The following is a 15,514-nucleotide window of genomic DNA, read 5'->3' as shown; positions in this document are numbered from 1 at the left end:
CCGCATGACTGATGTGTTGTGGCACACCTGGGCCGACACCCACCAGGCCCGCCCGCGCCGGACGGCGACCCCCGACAACACCGACGACGTCGTCTCCGCCGTCGTCTCCGCCACCGCCGAGGACCTGCGCGTTCGCATGGTCGGTTCCGGGCACTCCTTCACGGACGTGGCCGTCACCGACGGTCTGCTCCTGGCCCCCACCTCGCTCAACCGCGTGCGCTCCATCGACGCGGAGGCGGGGACCGCGACGGTCGAGGCGGGAATGCCCCTGTGCGACTTCAACGACGCCCTGGCCTCGGCCGGTGTGGCCCTGGCCAACATGGGCGACATCGCGGTGCAGACGGTCGCCGGCGCCGTACAGACCGGCACCCACGGCACCGGGCGGGACGCGGGCGGCCTCGCCAGCCAGGTCGTGGGCCTGGAGATGGTGCTCGCGGACGGCTCCGTGGTCGAGTGCTCGGCCGAGCGGGACCCGGAGCTGTTCCACGCGGCCCGGGTCGGCCTGGGCGCCTTCGGCGTCGTGACGGCGCTGACCTTCGCGGTACGGCCCGCCTTCCTCCTGCACGCCAGGGAGGAGCCCATGCCGCTGGACGAGGTGCTGGAGCGGCTGCCCGAGTTGCGTGCGGAGAACGACCACTTCGAGTTCTTCTGGTTCCCGCACACGGGCAACACCAACACCAAGCGCAACAACATCACCGAAGGTCCCGCCCAACCGCTGTCCGCCTTCAAGCACTGGCTGGACGACGACTTCCTGTCGAACACCCTCTTCGACCGGATCAACCGCGTGTGCCGCCGGTTCCCGGCTGCGGTTCCCACGGTGAACCAGATCAGCTCCCGGGCCCTGTCCGCGCGGAGCTACACGGACGTCTCGCACCGGGTGTTCGCCTCGGTCCGCGACGTGCGGTTCGTGGAGATGGAGTACGCGGTTCCCGCCGAGCACGCGGCGGACGTGCTGCGCGAAGTCAGGAGGATCGTGGACCGGGGGGACCACCGGGTGAGCTTCCCCGTGGAGGTGCGCTTCGCCCCCGAGGACGACGTGTGGCTGTCCACCGCCCACGAGCGCGAGACCGCGTACGTGGCGGTGCACATGTACCAGGGAACCCCCTACGAGTCGTACTTCGCCGACGTGGAGGCGGTCTTCACCTCCGTGGGCGGACGGCCGCACTGGGGCAAGATGCACACCCGCGACCGCGCCTACCTGGAGGGCGTCTACCCGCGCCTGGGCGACGCGCTGGCGGTGCGGGACCGGGTGGACCCGCACCGCCGCTTCGGCAACGCCTACCTGGACACGGTCTTCGGCTGAGGACCGCCGTGCCCGGGGCGCGGGCCCGCCGGACACGGGCGCCGGGGCGCGGGCCCCGGCCGAACGACGGTCCCGGCTAGCCGAGGGGGGCCGTGGCGGGCTCGGGCGCGGGTTCCCCCTCGGGCTGTTGGGGCCGCGACCCCGGGTCGGGCGCCTCGCCGCCGCCCGGGTCCACCTGCTCTCCGCCGTCCACGGGAGGTGCGGTCGGGTCGGTCTGCCCGCCCTCCGGGGTCTGCGGGTCGGTCCCGGTCGGCGGTGTGCCGGTCTCGGGGGCCTCCGGCCGATCGGTCTCCGGCCGCGTGCTCCCGGTGTCGCCGTCGTCCGAGGGACGCCCGCCGTCGTGGGTCACGGGTGCGTCCTCGGGTTCCTCCTCGTCCTGGACCTGGGAGGAGTGGCCGCCCAGCAGTGAGGGCGAGGTGGGCTCGTCCTGCCCCTGGGTCCAGGCGGTGAGGGAGCGGCCGGTGAGCAGTTCGAAGGCCAGGATGACCAACATGACCAGGGTGAACACCGCGGCGGCCGGGATCACCACAGTGCGCCAGCCGCGCCTGGGCCGGTCCGGGGCGTCCCCTCCGCCCCCTGTGCCGCCCGGGGTCTCCCGGGTGTGTGCTCCTGCGGAGCCGCCCACGGCTCCGAGGACCCGGGTGGCGTCGTTCTCCGTGGAACCGCCGACGAGGGTGGGGTCCTCGGGGTTGCCGAAACCGTGCGCGAGGGTCTGGCCCGGCAGGTCGGTCCCCACGGTCGGCATGGCCATCGTGCGGGTCGCGTCGTCCTCGTCGCGGAGGTCGGTCCCTTCGGTTCCGCTCCCGTGCGGCGCGCCGAGGAGACGTCCCGTCCCGGCCGGTCCCGCCTGCCCGAACACGGCCGTCGAGGGATCGGACAGCCGCTCGTCGGCGCGGGCCTCGGCCTCGGTGTCGACGAGGGAACGCACGGCGGTGTGGTGGGCGGCCTTCCGCTCCGCCTTCTCCGCCAACCCCTTGGCCTGTTCTCCGCTGCGGGTGATCCAGTGCTGGATCACCGGGGCGGCGCTGGTGCTCAGCACGGCCATGACACCGGTGCCGATGACGGTCCCGTAGACGTTGAGATAGGAGGCGGCGGTGGCGGCGGTCAGCGTGGCGACCCCGGCTCCGGCGACCTGCGCCACGCTCAGGTCGATCCGCTTCCTCCGGCCTCGCTCCTTCTCGGGGCCCTCCTCCCGTGCCTCGAACTCGTCCTCGTGATCGGGTCTTGGCATCGTGCCCTCCCCCCTCTGTCGGCCGCGGTCGGCGCGGCGGGGCACTTGGTCGTGGGATGGGTGTGTGGCGGGGCAGACACACCCGGACAACCCAAACTTCGCAAACAGCCCATAAGTGGAAACTTCACCTTACGGGCGGCGGACCGCTGATAACGCCATGAGATTGGAATGATCACTGTGTGGCATCCAACGGCGTGTCGAGTTGCGAACCGGCACTCCCATCAGGTTCGAGTGCGGTCCGAGATCGGAGTTTTCCCCGGGCCTGGGGGGATTCGAGCTCCCGGGATACCATCACCGCGGAGCCTTCGTGCGGGATGCGCGACATTCACCCTCGATCGCTCCCGGTCACGGAAGGTTCACCGTGTCAAGATTGGCACCGGAAGTGACCATAAGAGCCCCGACCCCGGGGCCGCTCCCACCGTGGTGCCCACCACGGGCCGGGAGGCGGGCACAGTTCGGACATGCCGGGCGCGGTACTGGCCGAACCGTTGTCGGCCGACCAGACTTGGAGAACGCGGGGGACGGTCCACCGGACCGGCTCTCGACGGGACGCGAAAGGGAGGGCGATGCACGAGCTTCGCCTCGTGGCCGTGAGCGAGGACGGCACCTACCTGGTGCTCGCCAGCACCGGCCGTGGCACCCGCTTCATGCTGCCCGTCGACGACCGCCTCCGTGCCGCGGTACGCGGCCAGTTCTCCCGGCTCGGCCAGTACGAGATCGAAGTGGAGAATCCGTTGCGCCCCAAGGAAATCCAGGCCCGTATCCGGTCCGGCGAGACCGCGGAGGCCATCTCCGAGATCTCCGGAATCCCCATCGAACGGGTGCGCTGGTTCGAGGGACCCGTCCTCCAGGAGCGCGGGTACATCGCCCAACAGGCCCAGCGCGCGACCGTGCGCTCCCAGGGCGAGACCGGCCCCGGCCCCTCCCTGGAGGAGGTGGTCGCCAAGAGGATCGGCTCCCACCAGCTGGAGACCGGCGACGCCGAATGGGACTCGTGGAAGCGTGAGGACCGTTCCTGGCAGCTCAAGCTCGTCTTCCTCCACGGCGGTGACGAGCGCGTCGCCCACTGGCTGTACGAGCCCAGACACAACAGCGTGACCCCCGCCGACGAGGAGGCCGCCCGGTTCTCCTCCATCGAACCCCTGGACGCCGCACCGGGTCCCGGGGCCAACGTCACCCCCTTCTCCCCGCGACGCGGCGAGTACTCCACCGACCTGCCCCGCCTGGACGCGCAGTCCGCCGCCGAACGACGTCCCGACCACGTCGCTCCGCGCCGCCTGTCACCCGCGCAGGACACGCCGTTGGACGAACCGCTGCGCCCCGTGGCCCGTCAGACCGAGACCGACCAGTTCGGCGTCCCGATCCGGGAGGAGCGACGACGCCAGGCGCCGTCGCGACCCGAGCCCGAGCCCCGGCGCGCCTTCGAGGCGCCCGGCGACCGGTTCGGGGACCAGCGCGGCGACCCGCCGCCCGCCGCTCCCCTGCCGGAGGGCCGCCGGCACCCGGCGCACCGCCCCGAGACCGCCCGCCAGCGGTTCGCCGACCCGGTCGAGGCACCGCCCGCGCGGCCCGCGCCCGAAGCTCCCGAGCACGAGCACCAGCACCAGCACCAGCACCACGAGCAGCGTCGCCCCGAGCCCCGCAGGGCGGTGTTCGAGGAGAGCGCCCCCGCCGCGTTCGAGGCGCCGGTCCGGCCCGAGCCGTACCAGCACGAGGTCCGCTCCCACCCCTCCCAGCGGCCCCCGGAGCCGCAGGCCGCACCCGACTGGCTGGACGCCCGCCCGGCCCCGGCTCCCCCGGTCGAGCCCGTCGAGCCGCCGGCCGAGGACCCCCGGCAGCGTCCGCGCCGCCGCCGGGCCACCATCGACCTCAACGACAAGGGGACGCCCCGCCGCGCGGCCGATCCGGCACCCCCGACCCCCGGCCTCCCGGCGGCGGCCAGCGGTTCCACGGGCGCCGGCGCGGCCAAGCGCAAGAGCCGGGGGCGCCGGGCGTCGGTGCCGTCCTGGGACGAGATCATGTTCGGTTCGAAGAAGAGCGAGTAGGCGCGTGCCGGACCTCCGGGTCCGGACGCGGCCGGAGGGCAGCGGGGGGCGGTCGCACGGCGACCGCCCCCTTCGTCGTCCCGCACCCGGCGCGCTGGGTCAGGGGCGGCGCGGTCGCCCCGTACCGTCAGCGCCCCCGTCCCCCTCGGGGACCAGGAAGAGCCGCACCATCTCGGGGGTGACGCGGGCCGCGAAGGCCACGGACTCGTCGAACGCGGCGTCCTGGGCCGTGTAGCCGCCGGTACCCGCGCCCACGGTGACCTGGAGGCTGGCCAACGAGGAACGGCGTTGGAAGAGCGTCTGGGTCCAGGTCCACCCGATCACCGCCGACCGCTCCACCGTGGCCTGGGAACGGGACAGCGACCCGGATCGCACGCTGACGCGTTCACCGTCGTAACCGTGCCCCAGTGAGCGGTACCGGTCGATCCCGAGCGGGACGCCCAGCAGCGCCAGGACGCCGGCGACCACGGCCAGCCAGGTGAGATCCCCGTACGCCGCCGCCGCGGCCACGACACCGAAGGGCACCACGGCACGGGTCAGCCGCCGGTACAGGGCGGCACGGGGGTGGCGGACCAGGCGCCCCCGGAACAGGGTCAGGGCCCGGTCCACCACCGGTTCCACCGTCGACCTCGGGCCGACCGGCAGGAGCACGGCGCGGGTCGCCGCGTCGCCCAGGCCGGTGACGATCGCGCGCAGCCCCACCGCGCCCCGGGTGCGTTCGAGGGGGTTGTCCAGGAGTTCGTAGCCCCGGATACGCCGCTTCTCCAGGGTGACGCTGCGCCGGGTGAACAGGCCCCGCTCGGCGAGCAGCGACCCGTCACGGGAGCGCAGACGGAATCCCCAGTGGGTGATGGCGTAGGAAACCACCGCGAACACCGGCATCAGCAGCACCAGCACCCCCACGAACACCGCGCCGAACACCACGAGGAAGGCGCGGTCGGTCGTGGTCACCCAGTCGATGAACAGGTCGGTCACCATCTGCCCGGCCGACTGCTGCACCATGCCGAACAGGGTCGCCAGGACCACGAAGGGTGTCAGCAGGTAGCCCAGGCTGAGCGCCCCGTAGAGGTACCAGGAGCGGGGCATCGTGAAGTGGGTGACCGTGTCGTCGGTGGTCCGGTCCGCCTCGGGGAGCGCGCCAGGCCCGGCGGTCGCGGCGTCCGCGTCCCGGCCTCCCCCGGGGCCCGTCTCGGAGTCGTGCGTCCCCTGCTCGGCGAGCACGGCCCTGCGGTGCAGCAGGACCCGGCGCAGCCGCTCGGCCTCGGCGGCGGAGACGGCGTCGAGCTTGCCGTCCTCGGCCTCCCCCACCGAGCCCGCGGCGGCCTCGATCCGCACCACCGCCACACCGAGCAGCCGGTGAAGCAGGGTGCTGGTGACGTCCACACCGCGCACGCGCTCCAGCGGGATGGTGCGCCGGGAACGGCGGATCAGGCCCCTGCTGATCTCGACCCGGTCCGTACCGACCTCGTAGCGGAAGGTTCGCCAGGTGACGAATCCGCCGACCAGGAGCACGACAACGCCCAGGCCCGTGGCGGTCAGCAGCCAGGGGTTGAAACCCCCGAGCACCAGACCGGCGAGGACGGGCAGGAGGAGGCTCCGTAGCTGGTTGATCGGGCCGACCACCATGGTGCGCGGACTGAGCCGTCGGGCGCGCTCCGCCCCGAACGCGTCGGCCGGACCGCTCGGGCGTTCCTCGCCCCACCAGGAGTGGGCGGTGGGCGCCCCCGGGTGCCACGGCCCCCAACCGGCACCGCCCGGGTAGGGGGCGGGCCCCGCGCTCGGAAGACCAGCGTGCGGGGACGCGGGCACCGCAGGGTCCGGGGGCGCGGGCACCGCAGGGTCCGGGGGCGCGGGCACCGCAGGGTCCGGGGGCGCGGGCACCGCAGGGTCCGGGGGACCCGGCGGCCGGGCGGACCACGGGTGCCCGCCGGAGTGGGGCGGGGGTCCCGCCCCCGGTCCTTGGTGCGGACTCGGCCGCTCGACGCGCTGGTCCTCGCCACCGTTCGGGAGCCCCGAGGGGGTACTGCCCGGAGCGACCCAGCCGCCGGGTTCCCGCTCCCCCTCGGGCCCGTCCTGGCTGTGTTCCCGGTCACGCCCGTACTGTTCGTCCATCAGGTCGCGTCGTCCCGGAGTGTCCCGGCGCGCACGGCGAGCCGCTCGCTCAGCCCGCGCGCCTCGTCGGCGTCCAGTCCCTCGATGGTCGAGGAACCGGCGAAGGAGGCGGTCTGCACCTTCAGGGTGGCGACTCCGAACATCCGCTCCAGCCACCCCTGGGTGTGGTCCACCGTCTGGAGCCGGTTCACCGGAACCAACTGCCAGGCGCGGCTGATCCACCCCTCGCGCGTGTAGATGACGTCCTCGGTGACCTCCCAGCGGTGCACCCGGTACCGCCAGGACGGCACGATCGCGATCTTGGCCACCGCGTACACCGAGTACGCCACCGGCAGCACCCAGGCGTGGTGCGAGGCCCAACCGGGAATCCAGCCCCAGGGAGCCGAACTCGCCCCCCAGGCGAGCAGCAGGAACAGGGGCAGGGTGAAGAGCGCGCCGAAGATCAGCCGCAGGGTCCACACTCCGATCGCACGACCGCTCACCCTGCGAAGCGGTGGCCGCAGCCGAGCGGTCCCTACCGGGCCGGACGGGTCGGGGAGTCCCCCCGAGGGGGGAATGGCGTCGTGGGGCGGGGTGTTCATCACGTGCACGAGTCTAGGACGTTCCCCCCGGGCCGGGGCGGGCGCCGACGGTGTCAGACCGGGGCGAACCATGCTGTCAGCGTTCTGTCAGTGCGGGTCCGCACACTTGTGGACAGACGTTGAAACGGAGGACCAATGACTGACGCCATCCGTGCGGAGGGTCTGGTCAAGCACTTCAAGGGCAAGACCGCCCTTGGCGGAGTGGACCTGACGGCGACGGCGGGGGCCGTGCTGGGCGTCCTGGGACCCAACGGGTCCGGGAAGACGACGACCGTGCGCATCCTCTCCACCCTGCTCAGACCGGACGCCGGACACGCCACCGTCGGCGGCTTCGACGTGGTCCGCGAACCACACGAGGTACGCCGCCAGATCGGCCTGACCGGCCAGTACGCGGCGGTCGACGCCGAGCTGACCGGCACCCAGAACCTGGTGCTCATCGCCCGGCTGCTCGGGTTCGGGCGCGCCGACGCCAGGGCCCGGTCCAAGGAGCTGATGGAGCGGTTCGGGCTCTCCGACGCCGCCGACCGCCCCGCCAAGACCTACTCGGGCGGTATGCGCCGCCGTCTGGACCTGGCGGCCAGCCTGGTGGGACGCCCCGCCCTGCTGTACCTGGACGAGCCGACCACCGGCCTGGACCCGCACAGCCGCAACGGCCTGTGGGACGTGGTGCGCGACCTGGTGGCCGACGGGGTGACCGTGCTGCTCACCACCCAGTACCTGGAGGAGGCCGACCAGCTCGCCGACGACATCGTCGTCCTGGACCACGGCAAGGTGATCAGCCGGGGCACCCCCGAGGAGCTCAAGTCGCACGCGGGCAACCAGGTGCTGCAACTGCGCACGGTGGACCCGTCCCAGCTCCCGCTGGCCACACGGATCGTCGAGGCCGTCACGAGCACGCCGGTGACCACGGACGGCCTGCTGGCCAGTGTCCCGGTCACCGACGTGGCGGTACTGCCGGAGACGGTGCGCCGCCTGGACGAACAGGGCGTCTCCATCGCCGAGCTCTCCCTGCGCAGGCCGAGCCTGGACGAGGTGTTCCTCGCCCTGACCGGCCACACCGCCGAAGACGAGACCGCGGACGGACCCGCGAACGAAGGGACCCCAGCATGAGCGCCGTGACGACCCGGCCGAGGTCGGCACCGGAGGGCGCGCCGGTGGCGCCGCCGAACATCTCCCCGCTGACGACCGTCCAGAACGGGCTCCAGCTCACCTGGCGCAGCGTCCTCAAGATCAGGGCCAACCCCGAAGAGGTCTTCGGGCTGATGCTGACGCCGGTCATGTTCGTGACCCTGTTCGTCTTCGTCTTCGGACAGGCGATGATGGGCGACTGGCAGACCTACCGCGACTTCCTCATGCCCGGCATCGTCGCGCAGTCCGTCGTGTTCGCCACGATGGGCACCGGGTTCAGCCTGAGCCAGGACGTGGAGAAGGGCATCTTCGACCGGTTCCGGTCGCTGCCCATCGCACGTTCGGCACCGCTGATCGGGGCGGTCCTGGGCGACCTCGTCCGGTACGCGATCACCGTCGTCATGGTGATGCTGGTGGGCGTGGCGATCGGTTTCCGCCCCGACGGCGGCCTCCTCGGCGTGCTGGGCGCCAGCGCCCTGGTCCTGCTGTTCGCGTTCGCGCTGTGCTGGATGTCGGCGTTCGTGGGCATGCTGGTGCGCACACCCATGGCGGTGCAGTCGTTCGGCATGATCCTGCTGTTCCCGCTGACCTTCGGCAGCTCGGCGTTCGTCTCCCCGGACCACATGCCGGGCTGGCTCGCGCCGATCGCCGCGAACAACCCGGTCACGCACCTGGTGGACGCCATGCGCGGGCTCATGCTCGGCGGTGACGCCGCCGCGCCCGCGGCCTGGACGCTCTTCTGGACCGTGGTGATCACGGCGATCTTCTTCCCGCTGGCCGTGTGGGCCTACCGCCGCCGTACCTGACCCGGACCGCCGGGCGCCCTCCCGTGGGGCGCCCGGCGCGCGGGCGCGAACCGGCGCACGGGCGCGAACCACCGTCCCACCGGAACCGGGATCACAGCGCCCAGTCACCCAGGTCGACGTCGTTCGGGACGCGGGGTTCCAGCCACCGCGCCACCCGGTCTCGGGCGGCCACCCGGTCCGCGCCCTCCCCCTCGGCCAGCGCCCGCGCGAAACCGGCCGGGCCCAGGCTGGCCTCCAACCGCTCACGGACGCGCCGCGCCCGGGGTGAGGCGGTGTCGGCCACCCCGCGCAGCCGTGTCGCGAAGCCGATCAGGAAGGCCGCCCACTCCGGGTCCTCCCCCTCCACCATCGTCGCCATGGTGTCCAGCACGTCGGCGCCGATGGTGCCCAGACCGACCCTGGACAACCACCAGGCGCGTCCCGCGTCCCGCCAGGCCCGCGCCGTGTCGCCCTCGTCCCAGGAGAGTTCGGCGGCCATGACCCGCCAGAGGGGCTCGATGTAGGCCGGCGCGAACCCGCCCAGACCGGCCACGACCGGCTCGGTCTCCTCCAGGAGGCGCCGCGCCTCGGGGCCGCGACCGGCGGCACGCAGCCACTGGACCCGGGTCAGCCGGAGGGTCACCAGGTGCCCCTCCTCCACGGGCCCGCCGACGAGCCGCCTGAGGTCGCGTTCGGCCTCCTCCACCTCACCCAGGTCGACCAGGACCTGGGTCCGTCTCGTCCGGAACATGTCCACGACCCCGTCCAGCCCGCCCCGCTCGGCCAGGGCGATCCCGTCGTCGAGCAGGCGGCGGCACCGTTCGAGGTCGGTGTAGCGGAGCACGTCCACCAGGTGCACGATCGCGTTGCTCTGACCCCACACGTCACCGAGGTCACGCATGGACTCCAGGGCGACCGCGGCGCGTTCCGCCGCCCGGGCCGCGTCTCCGTGCACCCCGTCCAGCAGTGAGAGCATCAGGTACGTCATCGCACGCGTCCAGGGGTCGCGCTGACTCCTGGCGCTCTCCTCCAGGCGCGTGCGCGCCCGGTCCCGCGAACCTCCGTCGTACCCGTCGACCCCCGCGGCCATCGACCGGTACACCAGGGCCAGGATGAGCACGGGGTGATCCTCCGCGCGCAGGCCGGCCCGGGTCAGCACCTCCTCCACCCGGTCGAGACGCTCCAGGACGGCGACCCGGCCCAGTTCCATCTGGCCCGAGAGATGGAACAGGCAGCTCGCGTAGGCCGCCTCATGCCCCGGGGGCGGCGCGTCGCCCACCATCTCCAGTACCTGCCCGGCCCACCGGTGGAGCTGTTGCCAGTGCTCGTCCAGCGACCAGTACCACTGGGAGTGCTCCACCAGGTCGAGAGCCAGGGCCGCGTCGCCCCGCTCGATGGCCCAGTGGAAGGCGGCCACGCAGTTGTCGGACTCCGCTCCGAGCCGGGCCAGCCAGGCCCGCTGCTCCGGGCCCCGCAGACCCGGGTCGGCGCGGCGCCACAGGTCGCGCGCGTAGCGGGCCTGGACATCCCGCACCCGCACCTCCTCACCGCTGTCCGTCAGGCGCTCGGCGGCGTACGCGCGGACCGTCTCCAGCTGCCGGTAGTGGGAGGGGCCGTCCCCCCGCTCGGGGTTCTCCGCCACCACGAGGGACTTGTCCACGAGGGCGAACAGGACCGTCCACACGTCGTGACCGGCCACGGTGCCGTCCGGGCCGTCGGGATCGGAGCCGATCCGTTCGACCGCCTCCAGGGTGGCCCCGCCGGGCAGGACCGCCAGACGGCGCAGCAGTCGGCGCTCGGGCTCGTCGAGCAGTTCCCAGCTCCAGTCGACCACCGCGCGCAGGGTCCGGTGGCGGGGCAGGGCCGAACGGCTCCCGTTGGTCAACAGGCGGAACCGGTCGCTGAGGCGGTCGGCGAGCTGGGCCGGCGACATCGCGCGCAGGCGAGCCGCGGCGAGTTCCAGGGCGAGCGGCATACCGTCCAGTTCACGGACGATACGCACGACGTGACCCGAGTTGTCGGCGTCGACGGTGAATCCGGCCAGCACCGCCTGGGCGCGTTCGGTGAACAACGTCACCGCGGGGAAGGCGCGGGCCTCCTCCGCCCCGGCGCCCTCGGGTGGCAGGTCGAACGAGGGCACCGGCAGCAGGGCCTCTCCGTCGACGCCGAGGGGCTCGCGGGAGGTGGCGAGCACGCGCAGGCCCGGACAGTTCGACAGCAGGGCCTCGACCAGCCGGGCGGCGTCGTCCACCACGTGCTCGCAGTTGTCGAGCACGACGAGCCCGGAACGATCGCCCAGGAAGGAGACGACCCGTTCGAGCGGGGTCTGGCGCGTCACGGCCGAGCGTGTCTGGAAGACGGCCTGTCCGCGCAGGTCCAACGCGGTGGCCAGGGCGTCGGGCAGGTCGGCGCCCTGACGCACCGGGGCCAGGCCGACGAACCACACGCCCTCGGGGGCGAGGCCGAGGGCGTGGTCGGCCACGGTGGCCGCGGCCTCCACCGCCAACCGGGTCTTACCCGAACCGCCGGGGCCGGTGAGGGTGACCAGCCGCGCCGTCGAGAGGCGGTCCACGGTGGCACCCACCTCCGTCTCGCGGGGAACGAAGCTCGTCAGCGGCTGGGGCAGCCGGACCACGGACGGCGGGCGGTGCGCCTCGGTGGTGCGGCGCTCGGAGTCGAGTTCACCGCGCAGCAGCCTGAGGTGGGCCTCCCGGAGACGTTCGGAGGGGTCCAGCCCCAGTTCGTCGGCGAGCCGCGCGCGGAAGGCCTCGTAGGCGGACAGGGCGTCGGCGGTACGTCCGTTGCCCGCCAGCGCGCGCATGAGCAGTTCGACGGGGCGTTCGCGTTGCGGCTCACCGGAGGCCAGGGCCTCCGCGTCGGGCAGGGCCTCCACGTGGCGCCCGAGGTCGAGCCGGGCGCTGAGGTGGTCCTCCCGGGCGGTGCGCCTGGACTCGTGCAGCCGCAGCGCGACGTCCTCGGCCACGCCCCGGGCGGTGAGGTCGGGCAGGGCCGCGCCGCGCCACAGGGCCAGGGCGGAGGAGAGGGCGCGCTCGGCCTCACCCGGGCGCCCCGCCAGGAGTCGTTCGCGCCCGAGGCGTGCCAGGTCCTCGAACTCGTACAGGTCCACCTGGCCCGGGGCGACCTCCAACCGGTAACCGGAGGCGTTCCCGTGGAGCGGGGCGGCCGTGCCCAGGGCGCGGCGCAGCCGGGAGGCCAGGGCCTGGAGCGCGTTGCCCGAGGCGGCGGGGGCGGCGTCGCCCCAGATCGCCTCGGTGAGGTACGCGGTGGACACGTGGTGGCCGGGGCGGAGCAGCAGCAGCGCCAGGAGGGCGCGCAGACGGGCGCCGCCGATGGTGAGGGGCGCACCGGAGGTGTCATGCACCTGGAGGGGCCCCAGTAGGGAGAACCGCACCGCCCCATCATCACCGATCCCGGGGACGACCGCGCGGGTCGGCGGCTCCGGCGTCCGCCCGGCGCGTCGACGCGACGCGGCCCCCCGCGCGGTCCGAAATGCCGTGGTCGCCGCCGATCGCAGTAGGGTTCGCTCAGGACCGTGTCGCGCGAGCCGTCCAGGTGCCCGGGCGCACGGTCTCCCCGTGACCGGCCGGGGTCCTCCCGCGCCCGGTCCGACGTACCGCGAGTCTCGCCTTTTGGCCCGAAAGTCCAGCAGGAGCCCCATTGTTCCCGGTCTTGCCTTCCCTCCGGACCACCGCCGCGCACGGTGTGCCCAGAACGTCCCCCGGAACCCGCGCGGGTGCCGTGGCGGTGGGCGCCGCGCTCCTCGCGTCGACCGGGTGCGGGATGTCTTCGGAGCTGCGCGGCGAGATGCCGACCGACATCAACGTGACCAGCCCGATGATGCAGGAGGGGCAGCCGCTGCCCTCCGCGTACTCCTGTGAGGCCGACGGCGATCCGGTCTCCCCGCCGCTGAGCTGGTCGGGGCTGCCGAACGACGTGGGGTCGATCGCGCTGGTGGTGGACGACCCGAGCGCGGCCGTCGTGTTCTGGATGGTCTACGACCTCGACCCGCAGCTGGTCGAGCTGCGGCAGAACACCGTCCCGGGCGACGCGAAGCAGGGACAGAACACCGCCGGTGACGCGACCTACGGTGCGCCCTGCCCCAAGGAGGGCGACGTTCACGAGTACCGCTTCACCGTGTACGCGCTGGAGGGGAACCTCGACCTGCCCGAGGGCGCGGCGCTGGAGCAGACTCTGGAAGCCGTCGCGGACCAGGCCGTGGCCAGGGGAACCCTGGTCACGAGCAGCGAGTGAAATAGGTCATAATAAGCCATTCCCTGCGCCCGGAACAGGACGGACGCTCCCGACCGACGACACGGGACCACCGCAGGAAGCACCCGTCGCCCTCTGCACACAGCGCGCGACAGCACATACAGTGGGTCCGTGCCCCTCGCCCCATTTCAGTTGACCGATTCCCGTTCACCCGCCCCGCGGCACCCTGACCCGAGACCGCGTCGGATCACCGGCGGTCGCGCCCTGTCAGCCACTCGGTCCCGGCACACCGGGTTCCCGCGGAACCGGGCCACCGCCTCTCACCCTCGACCGGCCCTCGCCAGGCCGGTTCCAGGCGCTCCCCGGGCGCGGCCGACCTCCCCAAGGTAGTGCGTACACCATGACCGTCACCGTCATCATCATCACCGCCGTCATCGTCGTGCTCGCAGTGCTCGTGCTCCTCCTGCTGGGGATGCGCGCGCTCAGCCTCGGCTCGCGTGAGGACGACTACGACGACGAGTACGAGCACGACGACGTCGAGGACGCCGACCGCGGCGACCGGCGCGACCGGCGGGGGCGGGACGAGGACCCCGGGGACGAGGAGGACGCCCCACGGGGACGGTCGCGCAGATCCCGGCAGAACTCGGGCAGGGCGGAGCGGCGCACCAAGGGCAGGCGCCAGCGCGGGACGGACTGGGAGGACGACGACTCCGGCGGCCTCTCCGACAACGACTTCTGGTCGAGTCTGAGCGACGAGGACGCCGGTGCGGACCGCTCGGGCGGGCACGAGTACGCCGACCGCCGTGACGACGGCGGTTACACGGACGACGGCGGTTACGCGGACGACTACGACGATGACGACACGGGTGTCCCCGACCACCAGAACACCATCGTCTACTCCCCCTCCAACGGAACCGACACCCTTCCGCCAGCTCCGGCCGAGCGCGGCGCCACCGGCCCCTCCGACCTGGCGATGCTGGCCAGCCTGGGGCAGGGCGCCACGCCCGCGCCGCCCGAGCCCGCACCGCGCCACCAGGAACAGCGGCCGACGGCGCAGACCCCGGCACAGGGCCTGGCGGCCCTGCCCTCCGCACAGGGTCTGCCTCCCGCCCAGGGACCCGGCCCCACTCAGGGGCTCCCGGCCGCCTCGGCTCCCGCCCCTCTCGACGACGACCCGCTGGGGCCGGGCTCCTGGACCCCGCACCCGCCCTCGACCGGCGACCCGTTCGCGGGCCGTGAACCGCTGCGACCCGTGGAGCGGAACGAGTCGACCGCGCCGGACCCGCTGGGCGACGCCTTCGGCGGCGGCTCCCGGGGCGGCGGCTCCCTGGGAGGGCCCGCGGGGAGCGACCCCCTCGGTGGCGGCGGCTTGGGAGGCGGCTCCCTGGGCAGCGGCCTGGGCGGCGGCGACCTGGGCGAGGGCCGTTCCTCCTACGACAGCGGCTCGATGAGCCGTTCCGACTACCCGCCCCTGGGCAGCGGCTCGGGCGGCGGTGTCGGTACCGGGCCCGGTTCCCCCGACCCCCTGGACCCCGGGTTCCGGCCCAGCCCGTCCAGCGGTGACGACCTGAGCTCACCGATCTGGTCGAGCATGGACACCGGCGCCCACCAGCGGCCCCCGTCCCCGCTGGGCGGCTACGGCTCCGGACCGGCGCACGGCGGCGGTACGGGTGGCGCCCACGGCGCCCCCGGCAGCGGAGCCCAGCCCGCTCCGGGCCAGCCCATGGGCGGTCCGACCGTGCCGGGGCACCGGTTCACGGGGTCCGACGACCCCCTGACCGGCGGGTACACGCCGGGTTCGTTCGCGTCCGGCTCGTCCTACGACAGCGGTTCCTTCTCCCGCTCCGAATACGACACGGGCACCCACCAGCGCAACCCCTACGACACCGGAGCCCACACCCGCGACTACCAGTCCGGACTCCCCACCCCCAACGGACCCGGCGCACCCGAGTACGACACCGGAACCCACCGCCGCCCCTCCTACGACACCGACTCCTTCACCCGCTCCGAATACGACACGGGCACCCACCAGCGCAACCCCTACGACACCGGAGCCCACACCCGCGACTACCAGTCCGGACTCCCCACCCCCAACGGAC

Annotated in this window: 10 protein-coding genes; 6 read left to right on the top strand and 4 right to left on the bottom strand. The window is 73.5% G+C overall.

Annotated elements, in window-relative coordinates:
* Nucleotides 1–4 precede the first annotated feature (4 nt).
* Complete coding sequence (locus ACFYL4_RS13160) at nt 5–1,303, top strand: D-arabinono-1,4-lactone oxidase (protein WP_387518480.1); 1,299 nt, start codon at nt 5–7, stop codon at nt 1,301–1,303.
* A gap of 76 nt (nt 1,304–1,379) precedes the next feature.
* Here ACFYL4_RS13160 and ACFYL4_RS13155 read toward each other — a convergent pair whose 3' ends face one another.
* A complete protein-coding gene (locus ACFYL4_RS13155; RefSeq protein WP_387518479.1) occupies nt 1,380–2,534 on the bottom strand; it encodes a hypothetical protein in 1,155 nt (384 codons plus the stop codon).
* A 566-nt stretch (nt 2,535–3,100) separates the two neighbouring features.
* Here ACFYL4_RS13155 and sepH point away from each other — a divergent pair.
* Nucleotides 3,101–4,579, top strand: a complete 1,479-nt coding sequence (gene sepH / locus ACFYL4_RS13150; protein WP_387518478.1) for a septation protein SepH — start codon at nt 3,101–3,103, stop codon at nt 4,577–4,579.
* Nucleotides 4,580–4,678: 99 nt separating this feature from the next.
* On the opposite strand, the gene ACFYL4_RS13145 is transcribed toward sepH, so the two are convergent.
* A complete protein-coding gene (locus ACFYL4_RS13145; protein WP_387518477.1) occupies nt 4,679–6,691 on the bottom strand; it encodes a PH domain-containing protein in 2,013 nt (670 codons plus the stop codon).
* On the bottom strand, nt 6,691–7,272 hold the full coding sequence (locus ACFYL4_RS13140) for a PH domain-containing protein (RefSeq protein WP_387518476.1): 582 nt from the start codon (nt 7,270–7,272) through the stop codon (nt 6,691–6,693). The genes ACFYL4_RS13145 and ACFYL4_RS13140 overlap by 1 nt, the downstream gene beginning before the upstream one ends.
* A gap of 135 nt (nt 7,273–7,407) precedes the next feature.
* Between ACFYL4_RS13140 and ACFYL4_RS13135 the strand changes: the two genes are divergently transcribed.
* Both ACFYL4_RS13135 and ACFYL4_RS13130 read left to right on the top strand, forming a co-directional pair.
* Entirely contained in the window at nt 7,408–8,382 is a 975-nt protein-coding gene (locus tag ACFYL4_RS13135; protein ID WP_357761569.1) for an ATP-binding cassette domain-containing protein, read from the top strand.
* Nucleotides 8,379–9,206 (top strand): ABC transporter permease, encoded by an 828-nt coding sequence (locus tag ACFYL4_RS13130; RefSeq protein WP_387518474.1) that lies wholly within the window; start codon nt 8,379–8,381, stop codon nt 9,204–9,206. Before ACFYL4_RS13135 ends, ACFYL4_RS13130 begins: the two co-directional genes overlap by 4 nt.
* Nucleotides 9,207–9,297: 91 nt before the next feature.
* Here ACFYL4_RS13130 and ACFYL4_RS13125 read toward each other — a convergent pair whose 3' ends face one another.
* Nucleotides 9,298–12,597, bottom strand: a complete 3,300-nt coding sequence (locus ACFYL4_RS13125; protein ID WP_387518473.1) for an ATP-binding protein — start codon at nt 12,595–12,597, stop codon at nt 9,298–9,300.
* A gap of 266 nt (nt 12,598–12,863) precedes the next feature.
* On the opposite strand from ACFYL4_RS13125, the gene ACFYL4_RS13120 reads away from it, so the two are divergent.
* Both ACFYL4_RS13120 and ACFYL4_RS13115 read left to right on the top strand, forming a co-directional pair.
* Complete coding sequence (locus tag ACFYL4_RS13120) at nt 12,864–13,457, top strand: YbhB/YbcL family Raf kinase inhibitor-like protein (protein ID WP_387518472.1); 594 nt, start codon at nt 12,864–12,866, stop codon at nt 13,455–13,457.
* Between the two features lie 358 nt (nt 13,458–13,815).
* On the top strand, nt 13,816–15,514 hold a 1,699-nt coding region (locus ACFYL4_RS13115; RefSeq protein WP_387518471.1), incomplete at its 3' end, for a hypothetical protein.

The sequence above is a fragment of the Nocardiopsis sp. NPDC006938 genome (genome assembly GCF_042869555.1).
GTDB lineage: Bacteria > Actinomycetota > Actinomycetes > Streptosporangiales > Streptosporangiaceae > Nocardiopsis.
Note: the sequence above shows the minus strand (reverse complement) of the source record. Positions and strands in the feature narration are given on the sequence as shown.

Coding starts and splice junctions, on each gene's coding strand:
- ACFYL4_RS13140 (WP_387518476.1), bottom strand. CDS start 7,272: ATGAACACCCCGCCCCACGACGCCATTCCCCCCTCGGGGGGACTCCCC.
- ACFYL4_RS13160 (WP_387518480.1), top strand. CDS start 5: ATGACTGATGTGTTGTGGCACACCTGGGCCGACACCCACCAGGCCCGC.
- ACFYL4_RS13135 (WP_357761569.1), top strand. CDS start 7,408: ATGACTGACGCCATCCGTGCGGAGGGTCTGGTCAAGCACTTCAAGGGC.
- ACFYL4_RS13130 (WP_387518474.1), top strand. CDS start 8,379: ATGAGCGCCGTGACGACCCGGCCGAGGTCGGCACCGGAGGGCGCGCCG.
- sepH (WP_387518478.1), top strand. CDS start 3,101: ATGCACGAGCTTCGCCTCGTGGCCGTGAGCGAGGACGGCACCTACCTG.
- ACFYL4_RS13155 (WP_387518479.1), bottom strand. CDS start 2,534: ATGCCAAGACCCGATCACGAGGACGAGTTCGAGGCACGGGAGGAGGGC.
- ACFYL4_RS13145 (WP_387518477.1), bottom strand. CDS start 6,691: ATGGACGAACAGTACGGGCGTGACCGGGAACACAGCCAGGACGGGCCC.